Genomic DNA, 14,254 nt, shown 5'->3' with positions numbered 1-14,254 from the left:
ATCCATAAACGACTCACTTAACTGCTTCACGCATTGCACTTATTGAAAAAGGCAGAAATTCAGTATGACTCAAGCGATCGCACCTACCGTAGAAACAAAACCCCTTGCCGCAGAAGAATTACGCAAAATGAACGCCTACTGGCGTGCGGCTAACTACCTTTCCGTCGGGCAAATCTATCTACTTGACAATCCACTGCTGAAGGAACCACTGACGCTAGAACACGTTAAGCCTCGGCTACTCGGACATTGGGGTACGACTCCGGGGCTTAACTTCATCTACGTTCACTTCAACCGCATCATTAAAAAATACGATCTAAATTCCATCTACATTGCAGGGCCAGGACATGGCGGTCCAGGATTAGTGGCCAACACTTACCTGGAGGGTAGCTACAGCGAGTACTTCCCTCATATTTCCCAAGATGCCGAGGGGATGCATAAACTGTTTAAGCAGTTCTCCTTTCCGCGTGGAATTCCTAGCCACGTTGCCCCTGAAACTCCTGGCTCGATTCACGAAGGTGGTGAACTGGGTTACGCGGTTTCTCATGCTTACGGTGCGGCATTCGATAACCCTGATTTGGTGGTTTGCTGCGTTGTGGGTGACGGGGAAGCGGAAACTGGTCCACTCGCTACCGCTTGGCACTCCAATAAGTTCCTCAACCCTGCAACTGACGGCGCTGTATTGCCCATCCTGCACCTGAATGGCTACAAGATTGCGAACCCGACAATTCTTTCGCGAATTAGCCATGAGGAATTAGAAAGCTTGTTTGTTGGCTACGGTTACAAGCCTTACTTTGTAGAAGGCTCCGATCCTGAAGCCATGCATCAGTTGATGGCTCAAACGCTGGATGCTGCCATTGAGGAAATCAAAGCGATTCAGCAGGATGCCCGTACTAATGGCTTTAGCAAGCGTCCTCGGTGGCCGATGATTATTTTGCGATCGCCTAAAGGTTGGACGGGACCCAAGGAAGTGGATGGGAAGAAAACCGAAGGTTTTTGGCGATCGCATCAAGTTCCCTTTGCAGAACTCGCCAGCAAACCCGACCACATCAAAATGCTCGAAGAGTGGATGAAGAGCTACAAGCCGGAAGAACTCTTCGATGAAACGGGTAAGCTGATTGATGAACTAGCCGCACTCGCTCCCAAGGGGCAGCGTCGCATGGGTGACAACCCCCACGCCAACGGCGGTGTCCTACTTCGAGGATTGAAGCTGCCTGATTTCCAAGATTATGCCGTCGATGTGACGAAGCCCGGTACAACGTATGCAGAAGCAACCCGCGTCTCCGGTAAATTCCTGCGGGATGTCATGAAGCTCAACCAGGAAAGCCGCAATTTCCGGATTGTGGGACCCGATGAAACCGCATCTAACCGTTGGGGCGATGTCTTTGAAGCAACTGATCGCACCTGGATGGATGACACCTACTCCTACGACGATCATCTTTCTCCTGACGGTCGCGTGATGGAAATCCTCAGTGAACATACCTGTCAAGGATGGCTAGAAGGCTATTTACTCACAGGGCGTCATGGCTTCTTCTCGTGTTATGAGGCATTTATCCACCTCGTTGACTCGATGTTCAACCAACACGCCAAGTGGCTAGAGAGTTGCCGCCACATCCCTTGGCGTAGACCGATCGCCTCGCTCAATTACCTCCTGACTTCCCACGTCTGGCGGCAAGATCATAATGGTTTCAGCCACCAAGACCCAGGCTTTATTGACCATGTGGTAAACAAGAAGGCAAGTGTGATTCGGGTTTACTTACCACCCGATGCCAATACGCTGTTATCTGTGACCGACCACTGTTTGCGTAGCCGCCATTATGTCAACGTCATCGTTGCCGGAAAACAACCCGCGTTGCAGTTTTTGGATATGGATGCTGCTGTCAAGCACTGCACCGCAGGTGTTGGTATCTGGGAATGGGCAAGTAACGACCAGGAAGGTGAACCTGATGTAGTCATGGCCTGTGCAGGCGATGTTCCTACTCTGGAAACCTTAGCTGCCGTTGACTTACTGCGCCAGCACTTCCCACAACTCAAGGTACGAGTCGTAAACGTGGTAGACCTGATGAAACTCCAGCCGGAGACAGAACATCCTCATGGTCTGAACGATAAAGACTTCGACTCGATCTTTACGCCCGATAAGCCCGTCATCTTTGCCTATCATGGCTACCCCTGGCTGATTCACCGCTTAACCTACCGCCGGACAAACCACCAGAACTTCCATGTGCGGGGTTACAAAGAAGAGGGAACGACAACCACGCCTTTTGATATGGTGGTGCGGAACGATATGGATCGCTTCCATCTAGTCATGGATGTGATCGATCGCGTGCCAGGGCTTCAGTATATCGGAGCGCACGTCAAACAGATGCTCCGCGATAAGCTCGTTGAACACGTCCATTACATCTCTCAGTATGGCGATGATCTGCCAGATGTTCGGGATTGGAAGTGGCCCCACTCTGGTGGCGCTCAACCTGAAACGCCCAGTGAAACTAAATCAACGGATGCTGCTGATGAAGGGGGAACTGTGCGATCGGGCGCTCCTGTTAAGTAGCAATACCGTTTTCTCAAGCATTTATTTGCAACAGTTCTAGTTAAGAGAAGGGGGCCTTAATAACGCCCCCTTCTTATAGAGGGTGATTGATTGATGCTCCTCTCTGACCTATGATCCAATTTGAACGTTCCAGGCTTTTGTCTCTTGCTGTGTGTAAAATTCTGCCCTCACTCGCTCACAAAATAGTTGTAAATTATCCAGTTTTAGTGCTTCTTCTTTGAGGGAGGATGGTAAAGAATCATACATCAACCGTGAGAGAAAACCATAGGCAGCCGCATCGAGAGTGGTGGCTTTCTCACCCATGAAAAACGGCTTATTTCCCAAGAAATCAGACAAAGCGCACAAATCACGCTTTCCAATTTCATAGATTTCCGGCTCAGAATGACGACCCATGCCATGACCCCACAATTGTTTGACAATTTGGTCGTACAATTCTTCAAGAATCTGGTTCCGAATAGATTCTGGGAATTGCTTTAATATTAATTCTTCTAGAATCGTTCTATAGGATAGCCAGTTATCTTCTACTTTATAAATGTAATAAATTAGCCCCCAGTAAAGGTTTTCTTCTATTAGCCGTATAAATGCTAAGGAAACACCTTTTTCTTCGTGACTTAAGTTTTCATTCGGGTCTATTTCTAATGTTTTATTCAGGTAATCAATAATTAAATTCGAGTCACCAATCAGTTTATTGTTGTATCGAATAAATGGGGTCTTCCCTTTAGGCGCATCTTGAAACGTTAGTTCCCTGCTCACTTCATAGGGCAGTTTAGCAATCCGAAAATATGTATGTAACTTGATACAAAAAGGACTTAAATCTGGTAGTCCCCAACAAGGTGAAGATTGGTGAAGTTCAATCATGGTTTATCCTTAGGATTGCTAAATCTCAAAAGGTGATGCAGACTTATTATCAGACATCGAGGCTCCAGAGCTTATTTATCAATAAAATTTTAAGGGTTTCGCTCTATTTTGAAAATTGATGTTTAACATATGTTTGCCAATTTATAACGTTTTTAGGATAAAGAATTAATACATATAAAAGCTTATTGATTAAGTTGAAAGAGCATTGAATCTCTTGATCCAACATGCCTTATCCCCCCACTATTGACTCCAAAAGTGGGACTGATCCGGCGGCGAGATTGGCTATCCAGAGGACATTTCCCTGAAATCTATTGTTGACTCACTACGTACTTTAAATGCGATCGGTTGGGCAGGTGCCATTCGGAAAACAGGTGTGTAGCACTTTTGTAGGGTGCATTCATAACGCACCCTACAAAAGTATTAACTACGCCCAAAAGTAAAGCTTGAGAGAACCGTATCAAACACCTCTTTATTAAGGATAGTAGTAGGACGACCCTGTTCAAGATTAAACGGAGCCGAGACAGTAATCATGTACCTTCGGTCGGGAGTAAAGAAAGCAACACCTCTCTGGTATCCCAGAGCGTTAGAGGTATAAGAGACAGCGGTTTGGTTGGCAACTCTGGTATTTTCAATCTTCTCGATTGTCGGGTTGTTTTGTCTAACCAGATCGGCTACACTGCGGTTTCCAGGATTAACGGGGGTTGTATATACAGAGATACTAGAAGGAAGCTCTGTAGGAACTCTATTCCTCACATAGCACTGTGCCGTTTCAAAAGTTCCAGGGTCAAATACCAGTACTGCATTGCTACGAAATGCCATTGCTCTGTAGTTCTGCGGGATGCTAAAGCGATAACCATAGCTATCATTACGAATGATTCTGGTTTGCTTGGCAGGAGGAACTTCTGCAATATTGGGACAGACTTGAGCCTGTACTAGATTGGATGAAGCGAAAAGAGTAACGCTTGCTAATGCGGCTCCTAATAAAATAGTTTTGAATTTCATCATTTACCTTCCAACGATATATCTACTCAGTTAAAAAAAGTTATTGAACTATAAGGGTCAGCACATTAGTCACAGCCAAGCCAACTGCCTAGCAGATTGTTGATAGATTCCTTTATGCTCAATATTCATAGCGCAGCAAAACTCAGGTTATTGCCTCGCGATAATGAGATTGACGGCATTGGGCAGTAAATTGTTCACGGAGCTATCACAAGGCAGCTTGTCCTGATGTTGAAAGTGGAGCCTTAACCTGCTGCTCAATCTCTCTTTACAAGCGTTAGAAGAATTCAAGGGATTTTAATGAAAATCTTGGTGCTGAATGCGGGGTCAAGTAGCCAAAAGAGTTGCCTTTACCAGTTGGATGATTCTCTTCCGGATGCTGCCATAGCACCACTATGGGAGGCAAAAATCGACTGGACAGGGAAATCAGATGTAGCTGTTTTCCAGGTGAAAACCTCTCTAGGTGCGTCCTTAGAAGAAGAACGACCAGTGGATGAGCGACAAAAAGCGATCGCTTATATGCTCAATACCCTCTGGCGCGGTAGCACTCAGGTGATTACTCAACTGAGTGACATTGATATTGTTGGACATCGGATTGTTCACGGAGGACAAGAATACACTGAGGCAACACTCGTTACACCGGATGTGAAAGCCGCCATCCAACAGCTAGCAGAGCTTGCTCCCGCCCATAATCCAATTAACCTAGAAGGAATTGAAGCGATTGAACAAATATTGGCACAAGTGCCGCAAGTGGCAGTATTTGATACAGCCTTCCACAGCCAATTGCCGCTCTCAGCCGCCGTTTACCCTGGCCCCTATGCATGGTTTGAGCAAGGGATTCGCCGCTACGGATTTCACGGAATTAGTCATCAATATTGTGTACAACGAGCAGCTCAACTGTTAGGTAAACCTTTAGACTCCCTACGAATCATTAGCTGCCATTTAGGTAATGGTTGCTCACTCGCCGCTGTTCGTAACGGTGTCTGTATTGATACAACAATGGGTTATACACCCTTAGAAGGGTTGATGATGGGTACTCGCTCTGGTTCAGTTGACCCCAGTATCCTGATTCACCTGATTCGGCAAGGCTATGACGCTGAGCAGTTGGACAATATCCTCAACAAGCAGTCTGGGTTAAAAGGACTTTCTGGCGTTAGTGGTGATATGCGCCAAATCAAGCAATCCATTGAAGAGGGAAACTCCCGCGCACAGCTAGCATTTGATGTGTATGTCCATCGCTTGCGATCGCATATTGGTGCAATGCTTGCCTCTCTTGGAGGCTTAGACGCACTCATCTTTACTGGTGGTGTTGGGGAAAATTCTGCACCTGTACGCGCTGCTGCCGTTGAAGGCTTTGGATTTCTCGGACTAAAACTTGACCAAGCGAAAAATCAAGCCTCTCCTGTAGATGAAGATATAGCCGCAACCGACTCCACCATCCCAGTCGTGGTTATACATACAGAAGAAGATTGGGCGATCGCAAAGGAATGTTGGCAGTTGTTCAAGGAGCTTGCTAGATAATTTAAATTTAGTCACTTTGTGTTGACAGTTAACCCTCAACTGTTGTCAATTCCTCATGACTGATTGCTCATATAAGAACGCTAGTAAAGCTGCTCACTCCAAAACTTATTTCAGGCAAAATATTATTAATCACCAGATTGTTGCCATCCGCAAGATAAATCCTGGAAGCTCTGGATCAGCACACACGACTTCGGGATTATCTAAAATCTCAGGTTCTTGATGAGGACGGTATATATATACTTTTCGGATTTTACGATCAATCAACAATCCGAGTAATGCACCGTTATCAATATATTCCTGCATTTTGTCTTGCAATCCTCTAAGAGTATCGCTCCTATAGCGTAACTCAATCACAAAATCTGGACAAATTGGAGCAAATGAGGCTTGTTGTTCTTTACTTAAAGCATACCAACGCTCTAGTTTAATCCAGGAAGCATCAGGAGAGCGGGTTGCCCCATTAGGCAGGGTAAAGCTTGTACTAGAGTCAAACGTTTCACCTGTTCCATCGTAATCTGCCCAGTTTGCAAGTTGCTGAGCAATTTTAATGTTTCGATTGCCTATATCTGAAAAAGCTGGTGGCATAATGATAACTTCTCCACTAGCAGTACGCTCAATTCTAAAATCGCGATTCGCTTGACAGAATTCATAGAACTGTTCAATACTCATCGATTTTATAGCAGGAAAATTCACCATCAGCGGGACGCTTTCGGTTTGAATTAATAGCGTCGTCATGTTTTTTTCCTCATTTTGTTGAAGAGTGGAGACAGTACAGAATGCTTAGAATTTATCCAATCTGAAGCGGAGAGTGATGCAACTAAATGAGCAAGAGCGAGTGTTTGGAGAAGAACAGTTATCGCTATTTAGTAGTTGGAGATAATAGACGCTTGCTTGACTTCAGTACAATCGAGCTAGGTACACATCAACTCAAGTGTCCCATAACTTTAGTAACCGATTTTCGTCAAAACGCGATCGCTTCTGGCTCACCTATCCACCAACACGACAAGTCCAATGTCCTCAATGAGTCCCCATAGTGCCCTAGTGCAACAGCTAGATTTAATGCTGCGGGCACGTTACCCGCTACTGTACATCGTTGGCGTGGAAGAAGAGCCAGTTGAAGATGTATTGCTCGAAGTCGCACTGATGTCAGAGCCGGAACGTAAGCTATTACTATGGGACATTGTGCGCGGTTGGGATGACAACGGTGCTGATAAAGGTTCAGTGATGGGAGCGCTGAACCGGATTGCCAAGACCTCGACAACCGAAGGTACAATTTTTGTACTACGAGATTTGCACTTTTTGCTGAAAAATCCCCATAGCGATCGCAACGCGCCTGTAGTTCGAGAGTTGAAAAACCTCATACGGGAACTCAAACGCAGTCGTAAAACCCTAATTCTCACTAGTCATACCTTAGAACTTCCGGCTGAGCTAAGCGAAGAAGTGACAGTCATTGATTTTCCCCTACCCAATGTACAGGAAATTAATTACTTACTTGAGCAACTGGTAGTCTCGGAAAAACTCAAACTTACGGGACTTGCCCTCGAACAACTGATTAAAGCTTGCCAAGGATTAAGCCGGGAGCGAATTCGGCGGGTACTTGCCCTTGCCCTTGCCGCAAAACAACAAGTGGATGAGACTGATATTGACCAAGTATTAGAAGAGAAAAAACAAACAATTCGTCAGACAGGCATTTTAGAGTTCTTTACAACTCATGAATCGCTCAAGAATGTCGGTGGGTTGGAAAACTTGAAGCAATGGGTAAGAATGCGATCGGATGCGTTTACGGAAGAAGCGAGACAATACGGCATTCCTAACCCCAAAGGTGTGTTGCTCGTGGGAATTCAAGGTACAGGTAAATCCCTAAGTGCCAAAACCATTGCTAATGAGTGGCGATTGCCCCTATTGCGACTGGATACAGGGCGGTTATTTGGTGGCATTGTCGGGGAAAGTGAAAGCCGAGTCAGGCAGATGATTCAATTAGCAGAAGCCATGGCACCCTGTGTCTTGTGGATTGATGAAATTGATAAAGCGTTTGGCAATCTTGCCAGTGGTGTTGATGGCGACTCTGGCACATCTCGCCGCGTGTTTGGCAGTTTGATCACTTGGATGCAGGAGAAAACAACACCTGTATTTCTTGTGGCAACGGCGAATAATGTACGAATTTTGCCTGCTGAATTACTACGGAAAGGACGATTTGATGAAATCTTCTTTTTGAATTTACCGACAGAAAGTGAGCGACAGGAGATATTTAAAGTACATTTGCAACGATTGCGTCCTTCTCGATTGCGGGAGTTCGATATGGCACTGTTGGCAAAAACAGCGAAAGACTTTAGTGGCGCAGAGATTGAGCAGGTAGTGGTGGATGCAATGCACCGAGCCTTTTTTGAGCGAACAGAGTCAGGTAACAGACGGGACTTGGTGATAACAGATATTTTACGGGCCATAGAGGAGACAGTACCAATAGCTGCGATCGCACGCGAACAAATTGAAGATTTGAAACACTGGGCAGCCGAAGCAGGTGCAAGAACAGCCTCCAATGATACCCAGCTAGTGGATGAGTTGAAACGCTACACTCAGCAACGAGGCATCGGCCCTCTCGAAGTCGATTAAATTTATCAATTCCCCATTCCCCATTCCCCGTATATCAACTTTGAACTAAAACAAGGTATGAAACAAAGGTTGAGATTGAACTTACGAAAAGGTCAACTTTTCTTTACCATTGTTCTACTTACAATGGTGGGTATCACCCAGTTAGTTCATCGCCTACAGGAACCACTGGATGGTCGGTGTACTGGATTAGGATATCTAGCATCTAACCGTCCCACTACTACCGTTCCTGCTCTCAAAGTAGTTGTTAAGCCGTGGTTGGGTCGGCATCAAGTCTATGGAATTTTTCCGCTTCCTTTTGAGAAATGCAATCGGTCTGAGCCAGTCCTCCTAACAATCAAGGGTGTAGGCAATTACTGTCAAAGAGCCAAATATACTAATCCCCATCAACATTTTGAAGGAATAGACGCCCCACCTGGATACGCCCTAACGAGATATCCTTTGAGAACTCGCACAACTTTGTTGTCAACTACTAAGGGATTACTAGGACAGCTTAAACAACCTCAAAACTGGACGGTGACTTATAACAATTAAGCCGGATGACATACCTACTGCCGACTTGGTTTTACAGTAGGGTTGCCCAGAGTTGTACTCAAAGCTCACGTCTCAAAGGGCTAGTGTGCGGGGATAGACAGGAAGTGATCGCGCATCAGGCTCGTCCGCGATCGCAGGCGGCTCGTCGATGACCGTAAAGACGCGATCGCATGAGGCTACGAACGTCTGAATCTTGGTCGTGAACCCCAACACTAGGGTACAACCGTCTGCGACAACTAATACCATAGTCACTTCGTTACAGTTGAGGAGGAAAAACGTTAGAAGATGGCACGATTAGAGTAGTAATTGCCTGGTGGGTTTAGAAGAAGTTAAGACTTCCCCCAGTACCGCAACCCTTGCGAAGGAAAGGAGAGCTAGACTCCTCAGTCAAGAGCAGGAGCAGTTGGGGGAGAGGTCAATTTTAGGCAGCTAATAACAACATAACTAAGGAGAAAAATTTCATGTCTCATTTCACCACAATCAAAGTTCAAATCAAAAATGGTGAAATCCTACAGCAGACATTGCAGGAATTGGGATACACGTTAGAGTACAACAAAAAAGTCCGAGGCTACGCAGGGAATAAAACAAACGCTGAGTACGTCATCCGGCAAGACAATGGCTATGATTTGGGTTTTCGCCGCAATGGTGAAACTTACGAGCTAGTTGCAGATTTTTGGGGAGCGAAGATAGATCAGCAGGCTTTTGTAAATTCAATTATGCAGAAGTATGCTCATAAAATGCTGATGACATCGGTGCAGGAGCAGGGTTTTAATGTTGAAGAGGAAGAAACCCTGGAAGATGGAACGGTGCGGGTAGTTGTAGGACGGTGGGTGTAAGGCGAAAGCTACGCTAACACTCCTTGCATAGCTAAACCACACTAAGCATCGACGCTAAACTAACCGCCGTTATGCCAACAAAACGGAAGCGGAGATTCCTCATTGTTTCCTTTTCACCCTAGGAGAATGCTTTCATGTCTTATCGAAGAGTTGTAAGGATGCTCACAGTAGGCTTGTTAGCAATCTTGACGGTGGTTCTACTTAACTTTGCTGCACATAGCGCCCAGACGCTTCGCGTTTATCATATTGGCAACAGCGTCACAGATACTATCAACTACAATGCTCTTCGCCAGTTGGTAGAGAGTCGGGGACATCAGTATGTTTTTGGTAGGCACATGATTCCTGGGGCACCTTTGGCTTGGATTTGGGAACATCCAGCCGACGGCTTCTGCGAAGAACCTTTTGGCTACTACCCGAACGCTTTGCCAAATTACCAATGGGATGTCCTTACCCTCCAGCCATTTGACCGCCAGCTTGACAGCAACGACGGAGATTTGGCGATGGCAAAGAACTACATCAACCTAGCCTTACCAAAAAGCCCCAACCTTCGCATCTATGTCTACTCTCGCTGGCCTCGCCGCAATGAAAATGGCAGTCTTGATTTTGACGAGAAATGGCTTAGGAAGTATACGAGTGAAGGGAATGGCACAGAAGAGTCGCGGGACTATTTTGAGAAGCTGACTTCCGAGTTGAGAAAAGCGTACCCCAAGACACAAGATCGTATTTTCATGGTGCCAGTGGGTGATGTTCTGTATGAACTGAACCAACGGATAAAAGCGGGTCAGGTACCAGGATATACAAACATCACGCAAGTCTATTCTGACGGCATTCACTTTAACGATGTAGGTTCCTACATTGTGGGGTCTACGTTCTATGCAACGCTATTCAAGGAAAACCCAAAAGGGTTGACCGCAAGCCCTTACAAGGTGAACAATCCTGAGTTAGTTAGTATCATTCAGGATGCTGTCTGGAAAGTCGTTAGCACACACCCGCTTTCGGGAGTAGGAGTGGCTTCTGCTTCCCAGCCCCAAACCCAAACTCAAGCCCAATCCGCTCAGGCGAAGAAGCACAACTGCCTGCTGAAGGGTTTTGGATAGTTAGTCCATCTGTGTAGGAGCGATAACCAAGAGCGGGATGCTAGGCTAACGCCTCGCTTCGCTAACGCTAGCGCGTTTCTTCCGAAGTGCGATGTTCAAATTGAAGAGTGCGATCGCCTTTAACTCTCCCTCAAAAACAAACTGAATCAAGTTTTCATTAAACCCCCATTCCGCACCCTCAACTGTCACAGGGCGGCAAGGGCTGGTGGCAGTGACTAGATGCCCAAATTTTTAAGTAGAAATACTCAATCTTGCTGATGACAATGATCATCGAAATCAGGGGGGAGGGGTGATAATCATTCGCTGAGAAGCTGGCTCAAAAAAGCTGCGCTATTTTTTGAGCCAGACAATAGTAATGAAATAATAGACTCTACCCGTTGAGTGGCAGGGGTTGATTCCTCGAAGAGTCGATGAGTTCCGTACCAGAAATTTCCGTACAAAATCTAGACCATCTTGGCTTAGTTGCGGGTCTAATAGATGAGATAGGAATAGTAGAGCAAATCAACCAGCTAGTAGGGGAAAAACCGGGAGAAATAGTTAGTAGCCCCAAAACAGCTCCGATACCGATTAGAATTACTTACGGTTATTCCCGTGACCATCGTCCTGATTTAAAGCAGTTCATCTTAAACCTAATTTGTAGTGGCGATGGAGATGTGCCGTTGTTTTTACGGGTCGCTTCTGGCAATGAATCAGATTCAGCCGCCTTTGCCCAAATTTTTAGGGAGTTTAAAAAGCAGCTAGAACTGGATGCTTTGATGGTGGCTGACAGTGCTTTATATACAGCCCCTAACATCGAGCAGATGGCTAGCTTAAGATGGTTATGCCGAGTTCCCCTAACTCTTTCTCAAGCCAAGCAACTGATAGAGCAACTGAACTCTAAAGACTTCGTTGAAAGTACAATTGCTGGATATCGTTGGGCAGCTCATACCAGTAATTATGGTGGAGTTCGCCAACGGTGGTTGGTTGTAGAGAGCGAAAGCCGTCGAATCTCAGACTTGCGCCAACTGGAAAAAAATATCACCAAAGCGCATCAAGAAGCTAAAAAAAAATTGCGGGAGTTAGCTGCTCAAGAATTCGCTTGTCAACCCGATGCGCTGGCGGCTGCCAGTCGGTTATCTAAACAACTTAAATATCACAACTTAACACAGATTCAGATAGTGTCAGTTCTCTGTGAATCTGAATCTGAGGCTAATTCCTTTTCTAGAGCTGAATCCTCTCAACAGGTTTATAAAATTCAAGCACAACTGGAACCGGATGCTGGTGCCATTGCTAGACAGACTCTAGCAGCGGGACGATTCATACTGGCTACCAATGTTTTAGATCTTGACCAGCTTAGCTGTGATGAAATGATTGCCAAGTACAAGGAACAGCAATCTTCCGAGAGAGGTTTTGCTTTTCTGAAAGACCCTTTATTTTTTGCCGATAGTGTTTTTCTCAAATCTCCCGAAAGAATTGAGGCTTTGGCTTTAGTAATGGGGTTGTGTTTGTTGGTCTATACTTTGGGTCAACGATATCTCCGTTCCCAGTTGCAGCAATCCAACTCCACCTTGAAAAATCAGTTGGGTCAACCCACCATCAATCCCACTTTACGTTGGATTTTTCAATGCTTTCAGTCGGTTCATTTCCTGCGGATTGCTACGGTCAAACAAATTTCTAATCTGACCCAGGAGCGCTTAGATATTTTAAGGTTTTTTCCCGCTTCCTGTCGCGCTTACTATTTATTACTCTCAACCTCATGAGTCAATCATTCAGTTTCAGTTGGATTCTTGTCAAGTGAGTTAAAAGATTGTTGGCTCATCTCAACTATCTCTTATGCCAGTCAACCTTTATTCCTTGATTTTTTGACTCTTCCTGTCAACTTTGACTTCTCTTTATCCTGTAATCGACAGGGTGGGGGAGGGGCGAGTGTCGCTCACCCCTCTCCCCTGATTTCGATGATCATTGTCATCAGCGAAATCGAGTATTTCTACTTAAAAATTGTGGCATCTAGTCACTGCTACCAGCCCTTGCCGCTCTGTGACAGTTGAGGGTGCGGAATGGGGGATTAAACAATACAGTTAAAGCCGCACGGCTGTGCGCCCTTGACTATATTGCTGAATGCAAAGTAATTCAGCTTGGGAGTAGCGATCGCTTTCCAGCAAGTTTCCCCAATCCCCAATCACTAATCCTCTAGCCGTATCAACACTCTGATAGCGGCACAAGATTCAATTAAACTGGCAAATCAAGACGAGGGTTGAAGTTTTCAATCTGCCGCAGTTTTTCGTAGAGTTCTCGTGCTTGGGGACTAGGGTCTCTGGGAACGGTGATTTGGATTTCGACTAGCTGATCGCCTCTGCTTCCAGTGGTGCTGGGGTAGCCTTTACCCGCAAGTCGGAGTCGTTGCCCTGACCGGACTCCATTCGGAACAGTCATTTTCACTCTGCCATCCAGGGTTGGCACTTCGATTGCGCTACCTAGCACCGCCTCACTGGGAGTTACTGGCAACTGACAGAAGATATCTGAACCCTCTAGTTTGAAGAAGGAATGGGGAGCAACTGTAATTCTCAGGTAGAGGTTGCCACCCGCGATGCCCTGCCCCTTAAGCCGCACACGCTGACCTGTCACCATTGCAGGAGGTAAATCAATTTCCAAAGACCGCCCGTCTTCTAGGCGGATTCTCTCTCGCCCTCCTTCATAGGCTTTTTCTAAAGGCAGCGTTAGTCGTGCCTCGATATCTTTGCGATCGGCACGAGGATTAATGGTGTAAGCCGTTTTTGTTGTTCCTGGTCGGAAGGCATCTGATGTGTTGACTCGGACACTAGAACGTTCCGGTTCTGTTGCTGCCCTTGCCGCGTTACGGCGTCCTAGCAGTTGGTCAACAAAGCTATTAAAGTCTCCAAACTGACTGAAATCAACTTCTTGGGTAGAGCTACGACCACCATTGCGATTGCGGAATGTTCCGTCATTATCGCCTGTTGTTCTAAAGTTTGGTACTTTAGAGCCTTTTTTGAAACCTTTTTTCCTCAAAAAGCGGCTGAACTGGTCGTATTGCGATCGCTTATTTGGGTCGGAGAGAACCTCATACGCCTCACCGATATCCTTGAACTTCTCTTCTGCTTCTTTGTCTCCCGGATTTAGATCAGGGTGATACTGCCGAGCCAGCCGCCGATAAACCTTTTTAATTTCTTCATTGGATGCCTCTATGGGCACCCCCAAAATCTCATAATAGTCCCGAAAGTTTTGCATAGAGATAGTGTTTATCGATCCTTTAATTAGCGGCT

15 protein-coding genes are annotated in these 14,254 nt (G+C 45.9%); 8 read left to right on the top strand and 7 right to left on the bottom strand.

Annotated features, from left to right (window positions below; genetic code table 11):
- Positions 1-64: 64 nt before the first annotated feature.
- A complete protein-coding gene (locus AC5JL3_RS04435; protein WP_496073321.1) occupies positions 65-2,545 on the top strand; it encodes a phosphoketolase family protein in 2,481 nt (826 codons plus the stop codon).
- A gap of 108 nt (positions 2,546-2,653) precedes the next feature.
- On the opposite strand, the gene AC5JL3_RS04430 is transcribed toward AC5JL3_RS04435, so the two are convergent.
- Both AC5JL3_RS04430 and AC5JL3_RS04425 read right to left on the bottom strand, forming a co-directional pair.
- Positions 2,654-3,403 (bottom strand): glutathione S-transferase family protein, encoded by a 750-nt coding sequence (locus AC5JL3_RS04430; protein ID WP_496073320.1) that lies wholly within the window; start codon positions 3,401-3,403, stop codon positions 2,654-2,656.
- A 420-nt stretch (positions 3,404-3,823) separates the two neighbouring features.
- On the bottom strand, positions 3,824-4,408 hold the full coding sequence (locus tag AC5JL3_RS04425) for a hypothetical protein (RefSeq protein ID WP_496073319.1): 585 nt from the start codon (positions 4,406-4,408) through the stop codon (positions 3,824-3,826).
- Positions 4,409-4,702: 294 nt separating this feature from the next.
- Here AC5JL3_RS04425 and AC5JL3_RS04420 point away from each other — a divergent pair, with 294 nt between their 5' ends.
- A complete protein-coding gene (locus AC5JL3_RS04420) occupies positions 4,703-5,923 on the top strand; it encodes an acetate kinase (protein WP_496073318.1) in 1,221 nt (406 codons plus the stop codon).
- A 129-nt stretch (positions 5,924-6,052) separates the two neighbouring features.
- Here AC5JL3_RS04420 and AC5JL3_RS04415 read toward each other — a convergent pair whose 3' ends face one another.
- The gene (locus tag AC5JL3_RS04415) at positions 6,053-6,655 is read right to left on the bottom strand and encodes a Uma2 family endonuclease (RefSeq protein ID WP_496073317.1); all 603 of its coding nucleotides are present in this window, start codon (positions 6,653-6,655) and stop codon (positions 6,053-6,055) included.
- An 86-nt stretch (positions 6,656-6,741) separates the two neighbouring features.
- On the opposite strand from AC5JL3_RS04415, the gene AC5JL3_RS04410 reads away from it, so the two are divergent.
- The 3 genes from AC5JL3_RS04410 (at position 6,742) to AC5JL3_RS04400 (ending at position 9,061) form a co-directional block, all read left to right on the top strand.
- Positions 6,742-6,954 (top strand): hypothetical protein, encoded by a 213-nt coding sequence (locus tag AC5JL3_RS04410; RefSeq protein ID WP_496073316.1) that lies wholly within the window; start codon positions 6,742-6,744, stop codon positions 6,952-6,954.
- Positions 6,932-8,530, top strand: a complete 1,599-nt coding sequence (locus tag AC5JL3_RS04405; RefSeq protein WP_496073315.1) for an AAA family ATPase — start codon at positions 6,932-6,934, stop codon at positions 8,528-8,530. The genes AC5JL3_RS04410 and AC5JL3_RS04405 overlap by 23 nt, the downstream gene beginning before the upstream one ends.
- Before the next feature lie 75 nt (positions 8,531-8,605).
- Positions 8,606-9,061, top strand: coding sequence for a hypothetical protein (locus AC5JL3_RS04400; protein WP_496073314.1), 456 nt, complete (start codon positions 8,606-8,608; stop codon positions 9,059-9,061).
- Between the two features lie 72 nt (positions 9,062-9,133).
- Here the strand turns inward: AC5JL3_RS04400 and AC5JL3_RS04395 are convergent, their stop codons facing one another.
- A complete protein-coding gene (locus tag AC5JL3_RS04395) occupies positions 9,134-9,307 on the bottom strand; it encodes a hypothetical protein (RefSeq protein ID WP_496073313.1) in 174 nt (57 codons plus the stop codon).
- A 215-nt stretch (positions 9,308-9,522) separates the two neighbouring features.
- On the opposite strand from AC5JL3_RS04395, the gene AC5JL3_RS04390 reads away from it, so the two are divergent.
- Both AC5JL3_RS04390 and AC5JL3_RS04385 read left to right on the top strand, forming a co-directional pair.
- Positions 9,523-9,897, top strand: coding sequence for a DUF1257 domain-containing protein (locus tag AC5JL3_RS04390; protein ID WP_496073312.1), 375 nt, complete (start codon positions 9,523-9,525; stop codon positions 9,895-9,897).
- Between the two features lie 134 nt (positions 9,898-10,031).
- Complete coding sequence (locus tag AC5JL3_RS04385; RefSeq protein ID WP_496073311.1) at positions 10,032-10,994, top strand: hypothetical protein; 963 nt, start codon at positions 10,032-10,034, stop codon at positions 10,992-10,994.
- A gap of 45 nt (positions 10,995-11,039) precedes the next feature.
- On the opposite strand, the gene AC5JL3_RS04380 is transcribed toward AC5JL3_RS04385, so the two are convergent.
- The gene (locus AC5JL3_RS04380) at positions 11,040-11,183 is read right to left on the bottom strand and encodes a hypothetical protein (protein ID WP_496073310.1); all 144 of its coding nucleotides are present in this window, start codon (positions 11,181-11,183) and stop codon (positions 11,040-11,042) included.
- Between the two features lie 221 nt (positions 11,184-11,404).
- Between AC5JL3_RS04380 and AC5JL3_RS04375 the strand changes: the two genes are divergently transcribed.
- On the top strand, positions 11,405-12,733 hold the full coding sequence (locus tag AC5JL3_RS04375) for an IS1634 family transposase (RefSeq protein WP_496073309.1): 1,329 nt from the start codon (positions 11,405-11,407) through the stop codon (positions 12,731-12,733).
- Positions 12,734-13,051: 318 nt separating this feature from the next.
- On the opposite strand, the gene AC5JL3_RS04370 is transcribed toward AC5JL3_RS04375, so the two are convergent.
- Both AC5JL3_RS04370 and AC5JL3_RS04365 read right to left on the bottom strand, forming a co-directional pair.
- Positions 13,052-13,195, bottom strand: a complete 144-nt coding sequence (locus AC5JL3_RS04370; RefSeq protein ID WP_496073308.1) for a hypothetical protein — start codon at positions 13,193-13,195, stop codon at positions 13,052-13,054.
- Between the two features lie 7 nt (positions 13,196-13,202).
- Positions 13,203-14,219, bottom strand: a complete 1,017-nt coding sequence (locus AC5JL3_RS04365) for a DnaJ C-terminal domain-containing protein (protein ID WP_496073307.1) — start codon at positions 14,217-14,219, stop codon at positions 13,203-13,205.
- Positions 14,220-14,254 lie beyond the last annotated feature (35 nt).

It is taken from the genome of Symplocastrum torsivum (genome assembly GCF_059505465.1).
This window is presented reverse-complemented; position numbering and strand designations above follow the sequence as displayed.